Genomic DNA, 23,171 nt, shown 5'->3' on the forward strand with positions numbered 1-23,171 from the left:
TTGAAACCCTCTTTGCTTAATTCATCCAGCCCTTGACCCAATCCATCACCGATTCCGCGTCAGCAGGGGCACTGCCACCGCACGCGGCGCCGGGTGGTGGCTCGCTGCCGCGAATATACGGCATCTGTACTGCGCCCGGACAGTTGGCATCGGAACCTTGGCCGGTATGCGGATCAATCCAAGCCTGCACGATGTTATCCGGCTGCGGCATGTTCAGCGGCAGCGGGTCGGCCTTGCGCATGAAACTGGTCCAGACCTGCAGGGCACCGGTCGCACCGGTGAACGGCGTCTTGCCATTGTCGTCACGCCCAAGCCACACCACCGCCAACACATCCTGGCCGAAGCCGGCGAACCAGCTGTCACGCGAATCGTTACTGGTACCGGTCTTGCCCGCCAGCGTCAGGTTCGACGGCAGCACGCTATAGACCGAGCGCCCGGTGCCTTCGCGCATTACGCGCTGCATGGCGTTCTGGATCAGGTAGATGGAGCCCGCATCAAAACGCTGCTGAATCTGGAACGGATAGCGCTTGAGCGGCTCGCCCTCGGCGGTCAGCACGCTGCGAATGCCGCGCATCGGCGTATTGAAACCACCGTTGGCGAGAGTCTGGTACATCGTGGCCACTTCCATTGGGGTCATGGCGCCAGCCCCCAGAAGCATCGATGGGAACGCCGGGAACTCACGGGTAATGCCGAGGCGGCCCAAGGTTTTCAGCACATTCGGCACACCCACCTCAAGCCCGAGGCGCGAGGTGGAGATGTTGTAGGAATGCGCCAGGCCCTGGTACAGGAACACGGTGCCGTGGGAGCGTCGATCGAAGTTCTGCGGCGTCCACACTTGGCCATCAGCACCTTTGACCGAAAGCGGGTCATCCGACAACCAACTGGTCAGGGTGTATTTGCTTGGTTTTTCCAAAGCCGTCAGGTAGACCGCCGGCTTAACCAGCGAGCCAATCGGCCGCACGGCATCCAGTGCGCGGTTGAAACCGGCAAAACTGGCTTGTCGACTGCCGATCATGGCCTGGACTTCGCCGGTTTCCGGGTTGGTCACGACCATCGCCGCCTCGACTTCATCCGAGCCTTTACGGCCGGTCAGGCGCTTGAATGTGTCGTTCACCGATGCTTCGGCTTTCATCTGCAGAATCGGGTCGAAACTGGTGAAAATCCGCAGGCCTTCTTCGGTCAAGTCTTCGTCGCGGTAATCTTCACGCAACTGGCGTTTGACCAGGTCGATAAAGCCTGGGAAGGAGCTGTCCGCCAGCTTGCCGCGAGTGGTTACACCCAGTGGCATTTTCTTTGCGGCAGCGACTTGTTCGGCAGTGGCTACACCCTGCTGTTCCAGCACATCCAGCACCAGGTTACGACGCTCGAGCGCACGTTCCGGATTGCGCCGTGGGTTGTAATAGGACGGGCCCTTGACCATCCCGACCAACAACGCGACTTGATGCAACTTCAGCTCGGACAAAGGCTGGCCAAAGAAGAACTGACTGGCCAAGCCAAACCCGTGCACGGCGCGCTGGCCATCCTGACCGACGAAGACCTCGTTGAGGTACGCCTCAAGGATTTCCTGCTTGCTGTAATGCAGTTCCAGCAGCATTGCCATCATGGCTTCGGTGAGCTTACGCGTCAGGCTGCGCTCGTTGGTCAAGTAGAAGTTCTTGACCAACTGTTGCGTCAGCGTGCTGCCACCCTGTGTCATCTTCCCACCGGAGGTGTTCACCCAGATCGCGCGAGCAATCGACTTCGGTGACACACCCCAATGGCTGTAAAAGTCGCGATCTTCTACCGCAACCAAGGTTTCCAACAGGTAGGGCGGCACCTGATCAAGCTTGATCAGGATGCGATCTTCTAGGTTCTTCGGGTAAATCCCGCCGATCATCAAGGGTTCAAGCCGCACTACAGGCAACTTTGAACCATTAAGCGACGACAGCTCTGCGACGTAATCGCCAGAGAAGCGCACGCGCACCGGCTGGGCTTTTTCGAGGCCTTCATAGAACTGGAAGCCGCGGGTATTCAAATCGACAGTGTTACCACTGACAGCGGCGGCACCCGGGCCGTTGCTCACGGGCTCGCGGCGATACCCCAGGGCATCGAGCTCAGTCAGGAAGTCTTCCTTGCTCAGCTTCTGGCCAGTGAACAATTCCAGCGGGCGTGCATACACCTTGGCCGGGATGGTCCAGCGCTTGCCGGAGAACTTCTCCTGGACCACGGCATCGAGGTAAACCGCGAAGCCGGCGAGCACGACAAGGCCTACCAGGCTTAGCTTGAGCGCCCAGCCCAGCCACGGACGCAGGCCGCGGGAAGGAGGTTTTTTACGGGAACGGGGAGATCGGGTTCGAGTCATGGCGGCGGATTATACGCACTTTATCGATGATCAACATGAGCCGGACAGCGGTTTGCACGACCGGCTGTAACCGCCATAATGCCGACCATGATTTCCCCCAGACTTTGAAGGATCGCCTGTGAGCCAGTCCCTGATTGCTGCACTGCAAAACCCGGCTTTGTATCCGCATCCAGTTGAAGCGTTTCAAGTCATCGAGACCCATATTTCCTGGGTCATACTGACGGGCCCCTTCGCTTATAAACTGAAGAAACCGATGAACTTCGGCTTTCTGAATTTCACTGAGCTGGCCGATCGCGGGCATTTTTGCAATGAAGAGCTGCGACTCAACCAGCGCCTGACCAAAGATTTGTATCTCGAAGTCTTGCCGATCACAGGCACAGCCGAAGCCCCGCAATTGGGCGGCGAAGGCCCGGTAATCGAGTACGCGCTGAAAATGCGCCAGTTCCCGCAAAGCCAACTGCTGAGCACCTTGCAAGCCAACGGCGAACTGACCAGCGCACACATTGATGAGATGGCCAAGCAGATTGCGCATTTCCACCTGACCGCACCGAAAGTGCCGCAAGACCACCCCGCCGGCACCCCGGACGAAGTGATGGCGCCGGTACGCCAGAACTTCGAGCAAATCCGCCCCTTCCTCAGCGACAAGGCCGACCTGGCGCAACTGGAAGCCCTGCAAGCCTGGGCTGAAAGCAGCTTCGAGCGCCTCAAGCCGCTGCTGGCCCAACGCAAACTTGGCGGTTTCACTCGCGAATGCCACGGTGATATCCACCTGGGCAACGCCACGCTGATCGATGGCCAGGTCGTGATTTTTGACTGCATCGAGTTCAATGAGCCCTTTCGCTTCACCGACGTCTACGCCGACACCGGCTTCCTGGCCATGGACCTGGAAGACCGCGGCCTCAAATCCCTGGCACGCCGGTTTATCAGCCAATACCTGGAGTTGACCGGCGACTACCAAGGCCTTGAACTGCTGAACTTCTATAAAGCCTACCGTGCGCTGGTCCGCGCCAAGGTTGCACTGTTCAGCATGCCGAGCGAGGCAAGCCCGGTGCAACGCGCCACCACCCTGCGCCAGTACCGCAACTACGCCAACCTGGCGGAAAGCTACAGCACCATTCCTTCGCGCTTCCTCGCCATTACCCACGGCGTCTCGGCCGTCGGCAAAAGCCACGTTGCCATGCGCCTGGTGGAAGCATTGGGCGCTGTACGCCTGCGCTCGGATGTAGAGCGCAAGCGCCTGTTCGGCGAGCAGAAAGTCGAGAACACGCCGCAAGCCGGTATCTATGCTGCCGATGCCAGCGCAGCGACCTACGCTCGCCTGAACGAAATCGCCGATACCCTGCTGCGCGCCGGGTACCTGGTGGTACTGGATGCCACCTTCCTGAAGCGCGAACAACGTGACGCCGCCGCGAAAATTGCTGAAGCCACCGGCGCGCCGTTCCTGATCCTGGATTGCAATGCGCCGCAAGCCGTTATCGCCAGCTGGCTGGCACAACGTCAGGCCGATAAAAACGATCCTTCCGACGCGACCCTGAGCATTATCGAAGAGCAGCAAGCCAGTCGCGACCCGCTGACCGCCGAGGAGCAGCTCCTCAGCAAGCGTGTCGAGACGAATGAAAGCGGGACGCTGGACGCATTAGTCGCGCACATTCGTCAGCACCTGCCCGGCCTGTAAGAAATATTTCTTGGTCGTGTCACCGTTCTTCGGTGCGCGACCGAGAAATAGTGGCACTATAATGGCGCCATAATTCCAACAGGAGTCCCGCAATGAGTCAGCCCAAGCTTCTTGATACCCCGCTCTACGCACTCCTGCACAAGGACGACATTCGCGGGTTCAACCAGGGACGCCCCAAAGACGGGATTATCGACATGCGCGGTGGCGACTTCCGAGGGTTGGACCTGCGTGATTTGAATGCCACAGGCGTGGACTTTACCGACGCGTATTTCCGCTCTGCCGACCTGCGCGGTCTGGATTTGCGCGACTGTTCACTGGAAGGCGCCAGCCTGGCGCATGCGCAGATCTCCGGCACCTACTTCCCCGCCGAATTGACGGCTGACGAGATCCTGATGTCGGTTAATTTCGGCACTCGCCTGCGTTACCGCACCAAGTAACATCACACTCCGGGCCCGAGGTACGTACCGCGCGTACCGGGCAGCGCCTGCCTGCTTGTCTTCAAAATCGTACGCCATTCTTATAGCGATTCAGCCGTTCCTGACCAAAGAATCACGCTTTTCCTACTGAGCGCTACACTCCCTTTCAGGCCTGCCTGGTCACGATACCCACCGCACCATTCGGCCGTCGCAAGGAGGCTTGATGAACGATGAGCTGCAACACTTGAAAAACCTTGGAAAGACGTCAGCGCAGTGGCTGCACGCGGTGGGCATCCACAGCGCGTCCGACTTGCGTCGGCTGGGAGCGGTCGATGCCTATCGGGCGGTACGGACTCGCGGGTTCCGGGCGTCGAAAGTCCTGCTGTATGCAATTGAGGGAGCATTGATGGATGTTCATTGGAACGATATCCCGGCAGAGCGCAAGGAAGCGCTGAACCGTCAATTGGATGCGATTTCAGCGCGCCAGAAGAATTAGGGCGCTTAGCAAACCCAGTGTTTACGGGCTATAAGCACGCTGACTTGAGAAAACGGCAAATCGCTGAAAAACAACTGTTGACTCTCAAATGAGAATCGTTATGATTATCACAACTGGTCGCGAGATCAGCCGATAACTGAAAGACCATTGGTTCGGACTCTCAGATTATCTCCTCATCAGGCTAATCACGGTTATTTGACCCGGCTCTTGCCGGGTCTTTTTTTGCCTATGAAAAACTGATTTCAGCGCGCAATAATCAGTGGATGCCCGCGCTCGGGGTGTGGCTGCACCAATACGTCCAGGCCAAACACCGCCTTGAGCGGCTCAGGCCGCATCACCTGTGCCGGCGTGTCCAGCGCATGTGGACGCCCGCCTTCCAGCAACAGAATGCGATCACAGTAACGCGCCGCCAGATTGAGGTCATGGAGGATCACCAACACTGCCGCGCCCCGGTCGGCAAATGTACGAATTGCCTGCAAGGTTGTGTGTTGGTGCAAGGGATCGAGCATTGACGTTGGCTCATCCAGCAGTAACGTCTGCCCCGCTTCCCCCGGCCACAATTGCGCCAAAACCCGCGCCAGGTGTACACGTTGGCGCTCACCGCCCGAAAGGGCCAGGTAACTGCGACCGCTCAAGTGCTCGATATCCGCCGCCTGCAGCGCCGCGGTAATAATTTCTTCATCTCTCACCCGCCCGGTCTGATGGGGCAAGCGGCCCATGCCTACAACCTCTTCGACACGAAAAGCGAAATCCAGGCTGGATGACTGCGGCAACACTGCCAGACGCTGGGCACGCTGTGGCCCGCTCCAGTCCTGCAAGGCTTGCTGATCCAGCCATACGTGGCCCTGATCCGGCTGAAGCTCGCCGCACAGCGCACCGAGCAACGTGCTTTTGCCCGCGCCATTCGGGCCCAGCACCCCGAGCACCTCGCCCGGTAACACGTCCAGGGTGACGTCCGACAGCACGGTTTTGCGACCACGCCTGACCTGCAACGCTTCGACTCGCAGCATCAGGCACGCCCTCGCAGCAACAAATACAGAAAAAACGGTGCACCAATAAACGCCGTCACGATGCCGATCGGCAATTCAGCCGGCGCCAGGGCCAAGCGCGCTACCAGATCGGCAAACAGCAACAAGCTCGCCCCGGCCAGCACCGAGGCCGGCAACAGCACCCGATGATCAGGCCCCGCCAACAGCCGCACAAGATGCGGCACTACCAGCCCGACAAACCCGATCATTCCCGCCGCCGCTACTGCCGCGCCCACCCCCAAAGCCGTACAGAACACCAGTTCACGCTTGAGCCGCTCCACGTCAATCCCAAGGTGATTGGCCTCCGACTCCCCCAGTAACAATGCATTCAACGCTTTCGCCCGGCGCGGCAACCACAACGCAACACCGGCACTCACCAGCAACAGCGGCCACAACCGCGCATAGCTTGCGCCATTGAGGCTGCCCAGGTTCCAGAAGGTCAGCGTGCGCAACGTGGCGTCATCCGCCAAATAGGTAAACAACCCCACCGCCGAGCTGGCGAGGGCCGTGAGCGCGATACCGGCGAGCAGCATCGTCGCAACGTTGGTCTGGCCGTTGCGTCGGCCGAGCCGGTAAACCAGTGCGGTGACGCCCAAACCGCCGAGAAATGCGCACAACGACAGTAGATACGGGCCAAACGCATCCGGCAGACCGCCAAAAAACGAGCCGCCGACGATCGCAATCGCCGCGCCCAACGCCGCACCACTGGAAACACCGACCAACCCCGGATCGGCCAGCGGGTTGCGAAACAACCCCTGCATTGCCACGCCCGACAATGCCAGGACACCGCCCACGGCCAGCCCCAATAAGGTACGCGGCAAACGGATCTGCCCTAAAATCAGCTCTGCCTGCTCCAGGCCGTGAGCTTCAATCGGCGCCCCCAGCATGCGCAACGCAGCCTTCAGCGTATCCAGCAAAGGCAGGCTGACAGGCCCCAACGCCAATGAAAGCCAGGTTGCCAACAGACATAACAGCGCCAGCCCAATAAAGAGCGTTTTCGGTTTAACCAACGTCGTCATGGGGCAGGTTTAGCCTGGGACGGATAAAACCCGGCAGACAGCGTCACCAGGCTTTGCGGCAAGCGTGGCCCGAGCCCTCCCACCAGCAGGGTTGGGTCCAACTCAAACACCCGACTATTCTTGGCCGCCGGCGTGGAAGCCAAAATCGGGTTCTCCTTGAACAAGGCGGCCCTCGCGGCGTCACCGGTTAAGGCCCGGTCAGCAAACACCAGCACATCGGGGCTCAACCCCGCCAACGACTCCACCGAAAAGGGTTTGTAACCCGTATGGGTCGCCAGGTTTTTGCCGCCTGCCAGCTGCAACATCCAGTCGGCAGCCGTGTCTTTACCGGCAATCAGCGGTTTGCCACCCGCGTGACCGAGCAACAACAGCACGCCCGGTGCCTTTTGGGTGGTTTGGGCCTTGGCAACCCAGGCTTTTTGCTGCTCAAGCGCCTGCTCATAGCCGGTAAACAATTCGTTGGCCCTGGCCTCACTGCCCAGCAACTTGCCCAAATGCTGAAGGTTCCCCTGCAACGTCGGTAAATCGGGCTGCGCCGAGAACATCTCGACCTGCACACCCGCCCCCCGAATCTGCGCCAGCACCGGCGGCGGGCCCATCTCTTCAGTGCCGACCAGAACCTGCGGGCGCAGGCTTAAAATACCTTCAGCCGACAACTGCCGTTGGTAGCCAATACTGGGCAACTTCGTGAGCGAATCAGGATGCTGACTGGTGGTATCGACGCCTACCAACTTCGACTCACCGCCCAGGGCCGTCACCCATTCCGATAGCGCCCCACCGGCACTGACCCAGCGTTGTGGCAGTTCAGAGGCTTGCGCCCCGGGATTGACCAGCAGTGAGGCAACGAGCGCAATAGCGCTGGTACTCAGGCGCATATCAGGGTTTCCTTCCAAGGGCAGGGCCACTCAAGCACTCACCGATGTGACAGATTAGACCCGTCTGGCATCGTACTGAGCGCCCAACCAGCTAACGGGCGAAGCCGGCATTTGATAATTGTTTGCATTTGCACGTCAAGGCACTTAAGGATTGAAATGAAGTTTCTCTGCTCCTCCGACACGCTCGCTCCCAACGCCAGCCTCGGTTTCGAGATCGACGGTTGCAAGCTGTTGGCCGTGCGCCGGGACGGCGTTGCCTACTTCTATCTCAACCGTTGCCCCCATCGCGGCATCCCGCTGGAATGGCAACCTGATCACTTCCTCGACGCCAGTGCCAGCCTGATTCAGTGCGCAACCCATGGCGCGCTGTTCCTGATCGAAAACGGCGAATGCATTGCCGGGCCGTGTGCAGGCCAAAGCCTCAAAGCCTTGCATGGCCGCGAAGACGCGCAAGGCCTGTGGGTTGAACTCTAGTCGCCGATCAGCACTTCCAAACGGCGGTCGACGTAAATTTCCTCAGGCGTGACCTGCACACCATAAGCCAGCACCTCCACGCCGGCCGCCTTGGCCTCACGCAACGCAGCAGCGTAACCAGCATCAATTTCCACGGCCGGGCGCACGGCCTCGATACCCGACAGGTTGACGCAATACAGCTGCACCGCCCGCACGCCGTCGCGGGCCAGGTGCGCCAGCTCGCGCAGATGCTTGGCGCCACGTTGTGTCACCGCATCGGGGAAGGCCGCCACTGCCGAGCCATCGAAACCCAGGGTTACACTTTTAACTTCCACGTACGCCGCGCCCTGCGGGTATTCCAGGCGAAAGTCGATGCGACTTTTTTCCTGGCCGTAAGGCACTTCACGTTTCAGCGCGGTAAAGCCATTGAGCTCAGTAATAACCCCGGCGCGCAGTGCCTCCTCAACCAACTGATTCGCGCGTGCGGTATTGACGCACGCCAGTCGGCCCTGCGGCGTTTCGGCAATTTCCCAGGTGCCCGGCAACTTGCGTTTGGGGTCGTCGGAACGACTGAACCAGACCTGGCCACCCTCCACCATGCAATTGAGCATCGAACCGGTGTTCGGGCAGTGAATAGTCAACAACTCGCCGGTAACCGTTTCGATATCCGTGAGAAAGCGCTTATAGCGGCGAATCAGCCGCCCTTCTTCGAGGGGAGGATGAAAGCGCATCAGCCTTGCCAACTCCGCAGGCCACGCGCAATCCGGTCCACCGCTTCTTGTAGGCGATCAAGGTTTTGCGTGTAGGCGAAACGCACATGGTGACCGGCTTTATAGCGACCGAAGTCCAGCCCTGGGGTAAAAGCCACATGTTCGGTTTCGAGGAAATGACGGCAGAACGCGAAGGCATCGCCGCCGAACGCGCTGATATCGGCATACAAGTAGAACGCACCTTCCGGTTCCACGGCGATGCCGAACCCCAGCTCGCGCAAGGCGGGTAACAGGAAGTCACGCCGGCGACCGAACTCGGCGCGGCGCTCTTCCAGAATGCTCAGGGTCTGCGGGGCAAAACAGGCCAACGCCGCGTACTGGGCCATGCTTGGTGCACTGATGTAGAGGTTTTGTGCGAGCTTCTCCAATTCGCTCACCGCATCCGGCGGCGCCACCAGCCAGCCCAGGCGCCAGCCGGTCATGCCGAAATACTTCGAAAAACTATTCAAGACGAAGGCCTCGTCATCGACTTCCAGCACGCTGGCAGCATCAATGCCGTAGGTAAGGCCGTGATAAATCTCATCCACCACCAAGTGGCCGTTACGCCCCTTGATGGCACTCGACAACCCGGCCAACTCATCACGGGTGAGGACGGTGCCGGTGGGGTTTGCAGGGGAGGCGACCAATGCACCAACGCTGTCCTGGTCCCAATGCCTGGCAACCAGATCGGCGGTCAATTGGTAGCGCACTTCGGGGCCTACCGGCACCAGTTGCGCCGCGCCTTCCACCAGCCGCAAAAAGTGCCGGTTGCACGGGTAACCCGGGTCCGCCAGCAGCCAGTGCTTGCCTGGGTCCACCAGCAGGCTGCTTGCCAGCAATAGGGCGCCGGAGCCGCCGGGGGTAATCAGAATGCGCTCAGGATCGACGCTCAGCCCGTAGCGCTGCTGGTAAAAACCGCTGATGGCCTCGCGCAACTCCGGCACCCCACGTGCCGCGGTGTAGCGCGTCTTGCCGCTGGCCAGTGCGGCCTGGCCGGCCTGGATAATCGGTTCGGCCGTGGTGAAATCCGGCTCGCCGATTTCCAGGTGGATGACATCATGACCAGCTGCCTGCAGCTCGTTGGCTCGCGCCAGCAACGCCATGACATGAAAAGGTTCGATGGCGCGACTGCGCGCACTGTAGGGCTGAGCCATTAGCCTTCCTTAGACGGTGAGGACAAAGTTCGGATTCTACCGAACCCGCGACGTAAAACATGCTCTATTGCCTGCTCGGCCACTTGTGCGGCCGGGCAGGCGCGCGCAAAACGACTAAAATCAACATTCGAGGCCATGCATACCCCGCCATGGCGGGCTGTAGCAGTTTGCAACCCCGTGGCGATGGGCCTCGACAACCGGGAGTGGCGCACCCTGAATCTATCTGGTAAGTTCGCCCGCTTGCAGCCGCAGGGCCGGCAGGTGTCGGTGACGTTGCAATCCTGCGCAATGGATTAGAAGAGTGAGAGGCGGTCTATTCATGTCCACCCAAGCAAAGCAACAGCAGACTCAAGGCCTCAATGGCTTCGAACCTTACGTCGAAAAGAAAGGTGAGGAGTACATGGGCGAGCCCATGCGCGAGCACTTCACCAAAATCCTCAACAAGTGGAAACAGGACTTGATGCAGGAGGTTGACCGCACCGTTGACCATATGAAGGACGAAGCAGCCAACTTTCCGGACCCGGCCGACCGTGCCAGCCAGGAAGAAGAGTTCGCCCTCGAACTGCGCGCCCGTGATCGCGAGCGCAAGCTGATCAAGAAGATCGACAAGACGCTGCAACTGATCAAGGACGAAGAATACGGCTGGTGTGAATCCTGCGGCGTCGAGATTGGTATTCGTCGCCTGGAAGCCCGCCCGACTGCGGACCTGTGCGTAGACTGCAAGACCTTGGCTGAAATCAAGGAAAAACAGGTCGGCAAGTAACTCTGCCGGGCTGAACGAATGGGGCGTGCGAACGCCCCATTTTTGTTTCTGGAATTTACCGTTTTTCCAGTAGTATCCGGCCCATGACAGCCTCTACCTATATCGGGCGTTTCGCCCCCACGCCCAGCGGCCATTTGCATTTTGGCTCACTGGTTGCCGCCCTCGCCTCCTACCTCGATGCCCGCGCCAATCAAGGCCGCTGGCTGATGCGCATGGAAGACCTCGACCCACCCCGTGAGGAGCCCGGCGCCCAGGCCGCGATTCTCCATGCCCTGGAAAGCTATGGCTTCGAGTGGGATGGTGAACTGGTCCGACAAAGCGAGCGGCATGAGGCCTATGCCAAAGTACTGAACGATATGTTCAACCACGGCCTGGCGTACGCCTGCACCTGCTCGCGCAAACAGCTGGAGCCCTACCACGGGATCTACCCGGGGCTGTGCCGAAATGCGGGGCATGATCAGCAAGACGCGGCTATTCGCTTGCGTGTGCCTGAGCTGGAGTACCACTTTACCGACCGCGTACAGGGCGAATTCCGACAGCACTTGGGGCGCGATGTCGGCGATTTCGTCATCCGTCGCCGCGACGGCCTGTATGCCTATCAATTGGCCGTGGTACTCGACGACGCCTGGCAAGGTGTTACCGATATTGTCCGCGGCGCCGACCTGCTGGACTCCACACCGCGCCAGCTTTACCTGCAAGAACTCTTGGGGCTGCGCCAACCGCGCTACCTGCACGTGCCGCTGATCATCCAGCCGGACGGTCACAAGCTGGGCAAATCCTACCGGTCCCCACCGTTGACACCCGACCAGGCTACGCCTCTGCTAGTGAGAGCCCTGCGCGCGCTCGGCCAACAACCCGGCAGCGAGCTGCTTCACGCCAGCCCACGGGAGCTGCTGGATTGGGGCATTGCGCAGTGGGATGCCGACCGGATCCCGCGCACACTCACACTGGCCGAAGCGCAATTGAGCTGAAGGCGCTTGCAGCTTCCCAGCCATCCGTTACCATCGCCGCAGTTTTTTACTCAGAGGCCAACATGTACATCTATCGATTGGTCCTGCTGCTGGTCGTCGGGATCTACCTGTTTTCCCCCGCCATCATGGATTGGTGGATTGACGCCACGGGCGCCTGGTACCGCCCCTATCTACTGTGGCTGATCCTGATCGTCGTGACCTTCATCCTGCAGAGCCAAAAAGATGCCGATGAGCTTTAGCCTCACCCAGATGCTGCTGATCAGCGCCGCCTACCTGGCTGCGTTGTTCGGCGTCGCCTGGATCAGTGAGCGCGGAATGATTCCGCGGGCGATCATTCGCCATCCGTTGACGTACACCTTGTCCCTGGGCGTATACGCCAGCGCCTGGGCGTTTTATGGCACGGTGGGCCTGGCCTATCAGTACGGCTACGGCTTCCTTTCCAGCTACCTGGGGGTGTCCGGCGCATTCCTGCTGGCGCCGGTGCTGCTGTACCCGATCCTGAAAATCACCCGTACTTATCAGCTGTCGTCCCTTGCGGACCTGTTTGCCTTCCGCTTTCGCAGCACCTGGGCTGGCGCACTGACCACGATCTTCATGCTGATCGGCGTGCTGCCGCTACTGGCCCTGCAGATCCAGGCCGTGGCGGACTCCATCAGCATCCTCACCCGCGAGCCGGTGCAGCATCGCGTCGCCCTGGCCTTCTGTGCGCTGATTACGCTGTTCACGATTTTCTTTGGCTCACGCCATATCGCCACCCGCGAGAAACACGAAGGCCTGGTGTTTGCGATTGCGTTTGAGTCGGTCATCAAGCTGATCGCCATCGGCGGGGTCGGCCTCTATGCGCTGTATGGCGTATTCGACGGCCCGCAACAGCTGGAACTGTGGCTGCTGCAAAACCAGACCGCCCTCGCCGCCCTGCACACCCCGCTGCAGGAAGGCCCGTGGCGCACGCTGTTGCTGGTGTTCTTCGCCTCGGCAATCGTGATGCCGCACATGTACCACATGACGTTCACCGAGAACCTCAACCCGCGCTCACTGGTCAGCGCCAGCTGGGGCCTGCCGTTGTTCCTGCTGCTGATGAGCCTGGCGGTGCCACTGATTCTCTGGGCTGGCCTCAAGCTGGGCGCGACCACCAACCCTGAATACTTCACCCTCGGCGTCGGCATTGCCGCCAACAGCAAATCCCTGGCATTGCTGGCTTACGTCGGCGGTTTATCGGCGGCCAGCGGCTTGATCATCGTCACCACCCTCGCGCTTTCGGGCATGGCGCTCAATCACCTGGTGTTACCGCTTTACCAGCCGCCGGCTGAAGGCAATATTTACCGCTGGCTGAAGTGGACGCGGCGCGCGCTGATCGTCGCGATCATCATGGCCGGCTATGGTTTCTACCTGTTGCTGGGGGCCGGACAAGACCTGGCCAACCTCGGCATCGTCGCGTTTGTCGCCACCTTGCAGTTCCTGCCCGGTGTGTTGTCGGTGCTCTACTGGCCGACCGCTAATCGCCGTGGCTTCATCGCCGGGCTGCTGGCCGGGATCCTGGTGTGGATTGTCACCATGCTGCTGCCGCTGGTCGGCAATCTGCAGGGTTTCTACATTCCGCTGTTGAACATGATCTATGTGCTGGACGACACCAGTTGGCACATGGCGGCCATTGCCTCCCTGGCAGCCAACGTGCTGATGTTCACCCTGATCTCGCTGTTCACTAACGCCAGCCCGGAAGAAACCAGCGCTGCCGAAGCTTGCGCGGTGGACAACGTGCGGCGCCCGCAGCGGCGCGAACTGCATGCCGCCTCACCCCAGGAGTTCGCCACCCAACTGGCCAAGCCGCTGGGCGCCAAGGCCGCACAGAAAGAAGTCGAACAGGCGCTGCGCGATCTGTACCTGCCGTTCGACGAGCGTCGCCCGTATGCACTGCGCCGGCTGCGTGACCGTATCGAAGCCAACCTGTCCGGCCTGATGGGGCCGAGCGTGTCTCAGGACATGGTCGAAACGTTCTTGCCCTACAAGGCCGGCGGCGAAAACTACGTCACCGAAGACATCCATTTCATCGAGAGCCGGCTGGAGGATTACCACTCACGCCTCACCGGTCTCGCCGCCGAACTTGATGCCCTGCGCCGCTATCACCGTCAAACCCTTCAGGAACTGCCGATGGGCGTGTGCTCCCTGGCCAAGGATCAAGAGATCCTGATGTGGAACAAAGCCATGGAAGAGCTGACCGGCATCGCCGCTCAGCGCGTGGTGGGTTCGCGCCTGAATACGCTGGCCGACCCGTGGAAAGAATTGCTGCAAGGTTTTATCAACCTGCCCGACGAGCACTTGCACAAGCAGCATCTGGCGCTCGACGGCCAGACCCGCTGGCTCAACCTGCACAAAGCCGCCATTGATGAACCACTGGCCCCCGGCAACAGTGGCCTGGTGCTGCTGGTGGAAGACCTGACCGAAACCCAGATGCTGGAAGACAAACTGGTGCATTCCGAACGCCTGGCAAGCATTGGCCGCCTGGCAGCGGGTGTCGCCCACGAGATTGGCAATCCGATTACCGGTATTGCCTGCCTGGCGCAAAACCTGCGGGAAGAGCGCGAAGAGGACGGTGAAATCACCGAAATCAGCGGGCAGATCCTTGAGCAGACCAAGCGCGTTTCGCGCATCGTGCAATCGCTGATGAGCTTTGCTCACGCGGGCGCTCATCAGAATCTGGACGAAGCGGTGTGCCTGGCCGAAGTGGCGCAGGATGCCATTGGGCTGCTGGCCTTGAACCGGCGCAATTTCGAAGTACAGTTCTTCAACCTGTGCGACCCGGACCACTGGGTCGACGGCGACTCCCAACGCTTGGCGCAGGTGCTGATCAACCTGCTTTCCAACGCCCGTGACGCCTCCCCGCCGCACAGCGCGGTACGCGTCAAGAGCGAAGCGTTCGAGCACACGGTCGATCTGATCGTGGAGGATGAAGGCAGCGGTATTCCACAGAACATCATGGACCGATTGTTCGAACCTTTCTTCACCACCAAGGACCCAGGTGAAGGTACCGGTCTGGGCCTTGCACTGGTCTATTCCATCGTTGAAGAGCATTATGGACAAATCACCATCGACAGCCCGGCTGACACAGAAAGCCAACGCGGCACCCGTATTCGGGTGACCTTGCCGCGTCATGTCGAAGCGACGTCCGCTGTGAACTGAGACCGTCGAGAGAATTGAATCAATGCCGCACATTTTGATCGTCGAAGACGAAACAATTATCCGCTCTGCCTTGCGTCGCCTGCTTGAACGTAATCAGTACCAGGTCAGCGAAGCCGGCTCGGTGCAGGAAGCCCAAGAGCGATTCAGCATTCCCACGTTCGACCTGATTGTCAGCGACCTGCGTCTGCCGGGCGCGCCGGGGACCGAGCTGATCAAGCTTGGCCAGGGCACGCCCGTGCTGATCATGACCAGCTACGCCAGCCTGCGTTCGGCAGTGGACTCGATGAAGATGGGTGCGGTGGACTACATCGCCAAGCCGTTCGACCACGACGAAATGCTCCAGGCCGTGGCCCGCATCCTGCGCGACCGCCAGTCGGCCAGCAGTGCACCGGCCGAACAGCGCCCCGCCGGCAAAGGCGCCAACGGCGCGGACAAGCCAGGCGTCGACAACAGCAACGGCGAAATCGGCATCATCGGTTCCTGCCCTCCGATGCAGGATCTGTACAGCAAGATCCGCAAGGTCGCGCCAACCGACTCCAATGTATTGATTCAGGGCGAATCGGGCACCGGTAAAGAACTGGTCGCCCGCGCCCTGCACAACCTGTCCAAGCGCGCCAAGGCGCCGATGATCTCGGTGAACTGCGCGGCGATCCCTGAATCCCTGATCGAGTCCGAACTGTTCGGCCACGAGAAAGGCGCGTTTACCGGCGCCAGCGCCGGGCGCGCAGGTTTGGTGGAAGCGGCGGACGGCGGCACCTTGTTCCTGGACGAAATCGGCGAACTGCCTTTGGAAGCACAGGCACGTTTGCTGCGCGTGCTACAGGAAGGCGAAATTCGCCGCGTAGGTTCGGTGCAATCGCAGAAGGTCGATGTTCGCCTGATCGCTGCGACCCACCGGGACCTGAAGAGCCTGGCCAAGATCGGCCAGTTCCGTGAAGACTTGTATTACCGCCTGCACGTGATCGCACTTAAGCTGCCGGCCCTGCGCGAGCGTGGCGCCGACGTCAACGAGATCGCCAGCGCCTTCCTGCTGCGCCAGAGCGCGCGCATCAACCGTACCGACCTCAAGTTTGCCCCGGACGCCGAGCAGGCGATTCGGCACTACTCGTGGCCAGGTAACGTGCGCGAGCTGGAGAATGCGGTCGAGCGCGCAGTGATTCTGTCGGAGAGCCCGGAGATTTCCGCCGAGCTGCTGGGCATCGATATCGAGCTCAGTGACCTGGAGGACGACGATTTCATCGGCCTGGCCCCGCAACAGGGCGGCGCCAGCAATACCAGCCATGAGCCGACTGAAGATTTGTCACTGGAAGACTACTTCCAGCACTTCGTCCTTGAGCATCAGGACCACATGACCGAGACCGAACTGGCGCGCAAGCTGGGCGTAAGCCGCAAGTGCCTGTGGGAACGGCGCCAGCGCCTGGGCATTCCACGGCGCAAGACCGGGGTTGCCAGCGAAAGTTGAGGGTGCGCCCTCACAGGTAACACCCTCAGATGTGAAAAAACTGTTACCGCTGAATTTTCACGTAACAAAAGCCGGGGCTTACGGTAACGAAGCCCCGGCTTTTTTTCGCCCTTCAAAAAGCCAAAACCACCTCAACCCCCCGGTTTTGCTGGGCGGCACAAAAGTTGGCACGCACCCTGCTATATGCTTAGTACAAAAACAATAACAAGCTTTGTACAAGACAATAAAAATAAGACGAATCGACTCACGCATAACAAAAACAACACGGCGGAGGCGCAGCTAACTGATTCTTTTGGAGAGGCGTTGCATTTGGGGCTTGCCCCGCAACCAGGCCGAGAACAACAAAAACTGCCCTAAGGCAGAGCCTGAACTGGTTGGATCATAGATCAGCAACACAGCGACCAAAGCAATCCGTTTGCTCTTGACTCCCGATTGGGAGTGTCATGAAGGTAAAAATTCATGGCGAGGGCGATCAACAAAAACAAGAAGCCCGCAATCAATAATAAAAAAAGAGCACGCAACTACTTCTGGGGGAGCTTCGGCTCCCCTTGTAGTTTCTGCGATTTGGCACCCGCCAACCCTTCTTTTAAGCTTCTGGCGCAAGCCTTGCAGCTTGTTCCTACACCATCCCTCGACTAAATGCTAGAATCCCGGCCCATCATGCGGTCATTCTTCGTTATGGCCGAACATTCCTTCAAACAGTGCATCCCATGCTGAAGAAGTTGTTCCAGTCATTCCGTTCCCCCTTGCGTCGTACGCAACACATTCGCAGCACGCCTGAAGTGCTTAACAGCAATCAGCATTCATTGCAGCGCGCTCAATTCAGCCGTTATGCGGTGAACATCGTCGAACGTTTGCAGAACGCCGGCTACCAGGCTTACCTGGTGGGCGGGTGCGTGCGCGACATGTTGCTCAACATAACGCCCAAGGATTTCGACGTCGCCACCAGCGCCACGCCGGAGCAAGTGCGTGCCGAATTCCGCAACGCGCGAATCATCGGCCGCCGCTTCAAATTGGTGCACATCCACTTTGGTCGCGAAATCATCGAGGTCGCGACCTTCCGCGCAGGCCATCCGCAAAACGATGAAGAGGAAGACACTAACCAATCTTCCCGCAACGAAAGCGGACGCATCCTGCGCGACAACGTGTACGGCACCCTGGAAGAAGATGCGCAACGCCGCGACTTCACCATCAATGCGCTGTATTACGACCCGGTCAGCGAGCGCATTCTGGATTACGCCAATGGCGTACACGACATTCGCAACAACCTGATCCGCTTGATCGGCGACCCGACGCAGCGCTATCAGGAAGACCCGGTACGCATGCTGCGCGCCGTACGGTTTGCCGCCAAGCTGAACTTCGGCATCGAAAAACACACCGCCGCGCCGATTCGCGAGCTGGCGCCGATGTTGCGTGAGATTCCGTCGGCACGTCTGTTTGAAGAAGTGCTCAAGCTGTTCCTGTCGGGCTATGCCGCCGACACGTTTGAAATGCTCGTCGACCTGCAGTTGTTCGATCCGTTGTTCCCGGCGAGCGCAGAGGCTCTGGAATACAACCCGACGTACACCCACACCCTGATCAGCGAGGCGTTGATCAACACCGACCTGCGCATCAAGCAGAACAAACCGGTGACCCCGGCGTTCCTGTTTGCCGCCTTGTTATGGCCGGCCCTGCCCAAACGCGTCCTGCGCCTGCAAGACCGTGGCATGCCGCCGATCCCGGCCATGCAGGAAGCCGCGCACGAACTGATTGCCGAGCAGTGCCAGCGCATCGCGATTCCAAAACGCTTCACCATGCCGATCCGCGAGATCTGGGACATGCAGGAACGCCTGCCGCGCCGCAGCGGCAAACGCGCCGATCTGCTGCTGGACAATCCGCGGTTCCGCGCCGGCTACGACTTCCTGTTGCTGCGCGAAAGCGCGGGGGAGCAGACCGACGGCCTGGGCGAATGGTGGACTGACTACCAGGATGCCAATGACAGCCAGCGTCGCGACATGATTCGTGACCTCGGCAGCAAAGGCGATGGCGCCGGCGAAGGCCCGAAGAAGCGTCGCCGCAGTGGTGGCAAGCGCAAACGCAGCGCCGTCGATGCATCGGGCGCCACAGGCGAATAAACGTGGACCGTATCTACATCGGCATGGGCAGCAATCTCGCGGCCCCGGACCAACAATTGCGCAGCGCCGTAGAGGCGTTAGCGTTATTGCCAGGCACCAGCGTCGCCGGCGTATCGGCGTTTTATCAAAGTGACTCTCTGCTCCCGGGCCAACCGCGCTACACCAATGCGGTCGCCGCCCTGGACAGCTGCCTCGCGCCCTTGGAGATGCTCGATGCGTTGCAAGCCATCGAAAACGACCAGGGCCGCGAGCGCCTTGAACGCTGGGGCCCACGCACCCTGGATCTGGATATCCTGTTGTTCGGCGATCGCCTGATCGATGAACCGCGCCTCAAGGTCCCCCATTACCAGATGCACCTGCGGGCGTTCGTGTTGTACCCGCTGGCCGAACTGGCCCCCACCCACCTGCAACTGCCAAACGGCCAAACGCTCTGCGAACTGCTGGCAGCCTGCCCGTTCGTCGGCCTGGAACGCCTCCCGACTGCTTGATGCGATCCCTGTGGGAGCAGCTGGCTTGCCTGCGATCGCATCAACGCGGTGTGGCGGATGTGCCGAGTCGTCTGCAGCGCCGGCAAGCCAGCGCCCACACTTGATCGCCGGCGTGACGCCAAGCGGCGTTCAACCTGCTGAATCGCGTCAGTAACAGCGGTAACACCGCACTCGTAACAATGCGGTAACACATCCAATTGACTTCCCGTGTCCTCATCACGACTATAGGCGTCCCGCTGCCGCCGACCCGGCGCTAAAGGGCGCAATCCAGGCCTTATAAGCACTGCTCTCAAGACAGTGCGCCTGTATAAACGAAGACTCACGCGCGTTACTCGCTGTTTCCAAGCGCCTGAACGAGGACCCTTTTCATGCCAGACATTACCCTGACCACCTTGCAGAGCCTGAAGCTCAAAGGTGAAAAAATCACCATGCTGACCTGCTACGACGCCACCTTCGCCCAGGCCTGCTGCCAGGCCGGCGTCGAGGTGCTACTGGTGGGTGACTCCCTGGGCATGGTTCTTCAAGGGAATGACAGCACCCTGCCCGTCACCACCGATGAACTCGCCTACCACACCGCCAGCGTGAAACGCGGTAACGACGGCGCCTTCATCATCGCCGACCTGCCGTTCATGAGTTACGCCACGGTCGAGCAGACCTTTCAAAACGCCGGCAAACTGATGCAAGCCGGTGCGCACATGATCAAAGTGGAAGGCGCCGTATGGCTCGCCGAGTCGATCCGACTGCTGGCTGAGCGCGGCGTACCCGTGTGTGTGCACATGGGCCTGACCCCGCAGTCGGTCAACCTGCTTGGCGGCTATAAAGTACAAGGTCGCAATGAGGCCCAGGCGCGCCAGATGCGTGCGGACGCCATCGCCCTGGAACAAGCAGGTGCGGCGATGATTCTGCTGGAGTGCGTGCCGAGCGAACTGGCGGCGGAAATCACCCAGGCCGTCAAAGTGCCGGTGATCGGCATTGGCGCAGGTTCCGCCACCGACGGCCAGGTGCTGGTGATGCACGACATGCTCGGCCTGTCGTTGACCGGCCGTGCGCCGAAGTTCGTGAAAAATTTCATGGCCGGCCAGGACAGCATCCAGGCAGCATTGAGCGCTTACGTGGACGAAGTCAAAGCCGGTTCTTTCCCAGGCGTCGAACACGGATTCTCTGCATGAACACCGTTAAAACAGTACGAGAGCTGCGCGCCGCCGTCGCTCACGCGCGCAGTGCCGGCAAGCGCATTGGCTTTGTGCCCACCATGGGCAACCTGCACAGCGGCCACGCCACTCTGGTGACCAAGGCCGCGCAGCAATCGGACTTCGTGGTGGCGAGCATTTTCGTCAACCCGCTGCAGTTCGGTGCCGGCGAAGACCTGGACAAATACCCGCGCACACTGGCTGCCGACCAGGAAAAGCTGCTGCAAGCCGGTTGCAACCTGCTGTTCGCGCCGACCGTCGAAGAAATGTACCCCGGCGGCATGACCGGCCAGACCCGCGTGAGTGTCCCGCAGCTGTCCGAAGGCCTCTGCGGCGCCAGTCGCCCAGGGCATTTCGAAGGTGTGGCCACGGTGGTCAGCAAACTGTTCAACATGGTCCAGCCGGACATGGCCGTGTTTGGCCAGAAGGATTACCAGCAACTGGCGGTTATTCGCGCCATGGTCCATGACCTGAACATGCCGATCCAGATCATCGGCGAGCCAACCGTACGTGCCGCCGACGGCCTCGCGCTGTCATCGCGCAACGGTTACCTCACCGAAGAACAACGCGCCATCGCACCCGTGCTGTACCGCAGCCTCAGCCAGATCGCTGCCGCCATCAAGGGCGGTGACCACGATTTCGCCAAGCTGCGCGCCGAGCAGATCCAGCACATCGAAGCGGCCGGTTTGCGCCTGGATTACCTGGAAGTGCGCCAAGGCGTGCACCTGCGTGCCGCCACGCCTGAAGACCGTGATGTCGTGATCCTGGTAGCCGCGTATTTGGGCGCTACGCGCCTGATCGATAACTTGCACTTGAATCTGGCCTGACCAACCCGGCCTTTCCCCCTGAAAAACCGCTAAACAGTTGCCCTCCCTGCTGTGCCGGTATAAAAAAGTACCGGCTACAGCGCAGACAAAGCCAAGACATATCGACACGCTAGGTTTAATGTAATCGCCCTGCGCCATAGTTGGCGCTGACCGGAGCTCAACGCCTGATGAAAGACTGGACGTTCCGGATTTAGAAGTGTCCTAAAGGCAAGTCCCCGTAATAAAAAGGAAACCCGCAGCGATGGCGTACTACCGCACTCCTCATGACGTTACCGCTCTGCCCGCTTGGCAAGCGCTCAACCAACACCGCCTCGCCATGCAGGATTTCAGCATGCGCGAAGCGTTTGATGCCGATCCCCAGCGCTTTTCCCAATTCACCTTGAGCAGCTGCGGGCTGTTCCTCGATTACTCGAAAAACCTGATCACCAGCGAAACCCGTGACCTGCTGGTGGCCCTGGCTAAGGAAGTCGACCTTAAAGGCGCGATCAAAGCGCTGTATGCCGGCGAACCGGTTAACTCCTCCGAAGGCCGCCCGGCCCTGCACACCGCCCTGCGCCGCCCAGTCGGCGACAAGCTGTCGGTCAATGGCGTGAACATCATGCCGGATGTGCACAAGGTGCTGAACCAGATCACCGACCTCGTCGGCCGTATCCACGATGGCCTGTGGCGTGGCTACACCGAAAAGCCGATCACTGACGTGGTGAACATCGGTATCGGTGGCTCGTTCCTGGGCCCGGAGCTGGTCTCCGAGGCGCTGCTGTCCTACGCCCACAAAGGCGTGCGTTGCCATTACCTGGCAAACATCGACGGCAGTGAGTTCCACGAACTGACCCAGAAGCTGCGCGCCGAGACCACGCTGTTTATCGTCTCGTCGAAGTCCTTCAACACCCTGGAAACCCTGAAAAACGCCCAGGCGGCACGCGCCTGGTACCTGGCCCAGGGCGGTTCCGAAGCCGAGCTGTACCGCCACTTCATCGCCGTATCGAGCAACAACGCGGCGGCGGTCGCTTTCGGTATCCGCGAAGAAAACATTTTCCCGATGTGGGACTGGGTCGGTGGCCGTTACTCGCTGTGGTCCGCCATTGGCTTGCCAATTGCCCTGGCCATCGGCATGTCCAACTTCAAGGAACTGCTGTCTGGTGCCTACACCATGGACCAGCATTTCCAGAATGCTCCATTCGAAGCCAACATGCCGGTGCTGCTGGGTCTGCTGGGCGTGTGGTACGGCAACTTCTGGGGTGCGCAGAGCCACGCGATCCTGCCGTACGACCACTACCTGCGTAACATCACCAAGCACTTGCAACAGCTGGACATGGAATCCAACGGCAAGAGCGTGCGCCAGGACGGCACACCAGTGTCCACCGACACCGGCCCGGTTATCTGGGGCGGCGTCGGTTGCAACGGTCAGCACGCTTACCACCAGTTGCTGCACCAAGGGACCCAACTGATTCCGGCCGACTTTATCGTGCCAATCGTCAGCTTCAACCCAGTGTCCGACCACCACCAGTGGCTGTTCGCCAACTGCCTGTCGCAAAGCCAGGCACTGATGCTCGGCAAGACACGCAGTGAAGCCGAAGCCGAACTGCGCGAGAAGGGCATTGCGGAAGATGAAGTGCAGAAGCTGGCCCCGCACAAGGTGATCCCGGGCAACCGCCCGAGCAACACCCTCGTGGTCGAACGCATCAGCCCGCGTCGCCTCGGCGCACTGGTGGCCATGTATGAACACAAAGTGTTCGTGCAGAGCGTGATCTGGGGCATCAACGCCTTCGACCAATGGGGCGTGGAGCTGGGCAAAGAGCTGGGCAAAGGCGTGTACAACCGTCTGACCGGCGCCGAAGAAACCTCGGCCGAGGATGCTTCGACCCAGGGCCTGATCAACTACTTCCGCGGTCGTCACCGCGGCTGATCCAGGTATCGCGAGGCCAACGTCCGTTTGGACGTTGGCCTTGAACCCTCCCCTCAGTGCGTGCATC

20 protein-coding genes are annotated in these 23,171 nt (G+C 60.2%); 14 read left to right on the forward strand and 6 right to left on the reverse strand.

Going from position 1 to position 23,171, the window contains the following annotated elements:
- Nucleotides 1-16: 16 nt before the first annotated feature.
- Nucleotides 17-2,341, reverse strand: a complete 2,325-nt coding sequence (gene mrcB / locus CPH89_RS05500; protein ID WP_053258049.1) for a penicillin-binding protein 1B — start codon at nucleotides 2,339-2,341, stop codon at nucleotides 17-19.
- Nucleotides 2,342-2,459: 118 nt separating this feature from the next.
- Between mrcB and CPH89_RS05505 the strand changes: the two genes are divergently transcribed.
- From CPH89_RS05505 to CPH89_RS05515, 3 genes are all read left to right on the forward strand, one after another.
- The gene (locus tag CPH89_RS05505; protein ID WP_053258050.1) at nucleotides 2,460-4,016 is read left to right on the forward strand and encodes a bifunctional aminoglycoside phosphotransferase/ATP-binding protein; all 1,557 of its coding nucleotides are present in this window, start codon (nucleotides 2,460-2,462) and stop codon (nucleotides 4,014-4,016) included.
- A gap of 92 nt (nucleotides 4,017-4,108) precedes the next feature.
- Nucleotides 4,109-4,453, forward strand: a complete 345-nt coding sequence (locus CPH89_RS05510) for a pentapeptide repeat-containing protein (protein WP_053258051.1) — start codon at nucleotides 4,109-4,111, stop codon at nucleotides 4,451-4,453.
- A 202-nt stretch (nucleotides 4,454-4,655) separates the two neighbouring features.
- Nucleotides 4,656-4,928, forward strand: coding sequence for a TfoX/Sxy family protein (locus CPH89_RS05515; protein ID WP_010562703.1), 273 nt, complete (start codon nucleotides 4,656-4,658; stop codon nucleotides 4,926-4,928).
- A gap of 242 nt (nucleotides 4,929-5,170) precedes the next feature.
- Here CPH89_RS05515 and CPH89_RS05520 read toward each other — a convergent pair whose 3' ends face one another.
- Genes CPH89_RS05520 through CPH89_RS05530 form a run of 3 tightly spaced genes read right to left on the reverse strand, consistent with a single transcriptional unit; the run spans nucleotide 5,171 to nucleotide 7,850 of the window.
- Entirely contained in the window at nucleotides 5,171-5,938 is a 768-nt protein-coding gene (locus CPH89_RS05520; RefSeq protein ID WP_053258052.1) for a heme ABC transporter ATP-binding protein, read from the reverse strand.
- Nucleotides 5,938-6,921 (reverse strand): FecCD family ABC transporter permease, encoded by a 984-nt coding sequence (locus tag CPH89_RS05525; RefSeq protein WP_167422786.1) that lies wholly within the window; start codon nucleotides 6,919-6,921, stop codon nucleotides 5,938-5,940. Before CPH89_RS05525 ends, CPH89_RS05520 begins: the two co-directional genes overlap by 1 nt.
- Before the next feature lie 50 nt (nucleotides 6,922-6,971).
- On the reverse strand, nucleotides 6,972-7,850 hold the full coding sequence (locus CPH89_RS05530) for a heme/hemin ABC transporter substrate-binding protein (RefSeq protein WP_053258054.1): 879 nt from the start codon (nucleotides 7,848-7,850) through the stop codon (nucleotides 6,972-6,974).
- A gap of 156 nt (nucleotides 7,851-8,006) precedes the next feature.
- Here CPH89_RS05530 and CPH89_RS05535 point away from each other — a divergent pair, with 156 nt between their 5' ends.
- Nucleotides 8,007-8,324, forward strand: a complete 318-nt coding sequence (locus CPH89_RS05535) for a Rieske (2Fe-2S) protein (protein WP_053258055.1) — start codon at nucleotides 8,007-8,009, stop codon at nucleotides 8,322-8,324.
- On the opposite strand, the gene sfsA is transcribed toward CPH89_RS05535, so the two are convergent.
- On the reverse strand, nucleotides 8,321-9,034 hold the full coding sequence (gene sfsA / locus CPH89_RS05540; RefSeq protein ID WP_053258056.1) for a DNA/RNA nuclease SfsA: 714 nt from the start codon (nucleotides 9,032-9,034) through the stop codon (nucleotides 8,321-8,323). The two genes, CPH89_RS05535 and sfsA, sit on opposite strands and share 4 nt — an antisense overlap.
- Entirely contained in the window at nucleotides 9,034-10,206 is a 1,173-nt protein-coding gene (locus CPH89_RS05545; RefSeq protein WP_053258057.1) for a pyridoxal phosphate-dependent aminotransferase, read from the reverse strand. Before CPH89_RS05545 ends, sfsA begins: the two co-directional genes overlap by 1 nt.
- Before the next feature lie 319 nt (nucleotides 10,207-10,525).
- On the opposite strand from CPH89_RS05545, the gene dksA reads away from it, so the two are divergent.
- The 10 genes from dksA (at nucleotide 10,526) to pgi (ending at nucleotide 23,104) form a co-directional block, all read left to right on the forward strand.
- Entirely contained in the window at nucleotides 10,526-10,969 is a 444-nt protein-coding gene (gene dksA / locus CPH89_RS05550; RefSeq protein WP_025857127.1) for an RNA polymerase-binding protein DksA, read from the forward strand.
- Nucleotides 10,970-11,052: 83 nt separating this feature from the next.
- Nucleotides 11,053-11,940 (forward strand): tRNA glutamyl-Q(34) synthetase GluQRS, encoded by an 888-nt coding sequence (gene gluQRS / locus CPH89_RS05555; protein WP_053258058.1) that lies wholly within the window; start codon nucleotides 11,053-11,055, stop codon nucleotides 11,938-11,940.
- 62 nt (nucleotides 11,941-12,002) lie between these two features.
- Nucleotides 12,003-12,179, forward strand: coding sequence for a hypothetical protein (locus CPH89_RS05560; protein WP_003176118.1), 177 nt, complete (start codon nucleotides 12,003-12,005; stop codon nucleotides 12,177-12,179).
- Nucleotides 12,163-15,117, forward strand: coding sequence for a sensor histidine kinase (locus CPH89_RS05565; RefSeq protein WP_162232033.1), 2,955 nt, complete (start codon nucleotides 12,163-12,165; stop codon nucleotides 15,115-15,117). Before CPH89_RS05560 ends, CPH89_RS05565 begins: the two co-directional genes overlap by 17 nt.
- 22 nt (nucleotides 15,118-15,139) lie before the next feature.
- A complete protein-coding gene (locus CPH89_RS05570; protein ID WP_053258060.1) occupies nucleotides 15,140-16,579 on the forward strand; it encodes a sigma-54-dependent transcriptional regulator in 1,440 nt (479 codons plus the stop codon).
- Nucleotides 16,580-17,289: 710 nt separating this feature from the next.
- Nucleotides 17,290-18,693: a polynucleotide adenylyltransferase PcnB gene (locus CPH89_RS05580; protein WP_053258061.1), complete on the forward strand. Its 1,404-nt coding sequence runs from the start codon at nucleotides 17,290-17,292 to the stop codon at nucleotides 18,691-18,693.
- Between the two features lie 2 nt (nucleotides 18,694-18,695).
- Nucleotides 18,696-19,181: a 2-amino-4-hydroxy-6-hydroxymethyldihydropteridine diphosphokinase gene (gene folK, locus CPH89_RS05585; protein WP_053258062.1), complete on the forward strand. Its 486-nt coding sequence runs from the start codon at nucleotides 18,696-18,698 to the stop codon at nucleotides 19,179-19,181.
- A gap of 368 nt (nucleotides 19,182-19,549) precedes the next feature.
- Nucleotides 19,550-20,350 carry a 3-methyl-2-oxobutanoate hydroxymethyltransferase gene (panB, locus tag CPH89_RS05590; protein ID WP_053258063.1) on the forward strand — a complete coding sequence of 267 codons (801 nt, stop codon included), beginning with the start codon at nucleotides 19,550-19,552 and terminating at the stop codon, nucleotides 20,348-20,350.
- Nucleotides 20,347-21,198, forward strand: a complete 852-nt coding sequence (gene panC, locus CPH89_RS05595) for a pantoate--beta-alanine ligase (protein ID WP_053258064.1) — start codon at nucleotides 20,347-20,349, stop codon at nucleotides 21,196-21,198. The genes panB and panC overlap by 4 nt, the downstream gene beginning before the upstream one ends.
- A gap of 241 nt (nucleotides 21,199-21,439) precedes the next feature.
- Nucleotides 21,440-23,104: a glucose-6-phosphate isomerase gene (pgi, locus tag CPH89_RS05600; protein WP_053258065.1), complete on the forward strand. Its 1,665-nt coding sequence runs from the start codon at nucleotides 21,440-21,442 to the stop codon at nucleotides 23,102-23,104.
- Nucleotides 23,105-23,171: the final 67 nt, after the last annotated feature.

The sequence above is a fragment of the Pseudomonas fluorescens genome, from assembly GCF_900215245.1.
In the GTDB taxonomy this organism is placed as follows: Bacteria; Pseudomonadota; Gammaproteobacteria; order Pseudomonadales; family Pseudomonadaceae; genus Aquipseudomonas; species Aquipseudomonas fluorescens.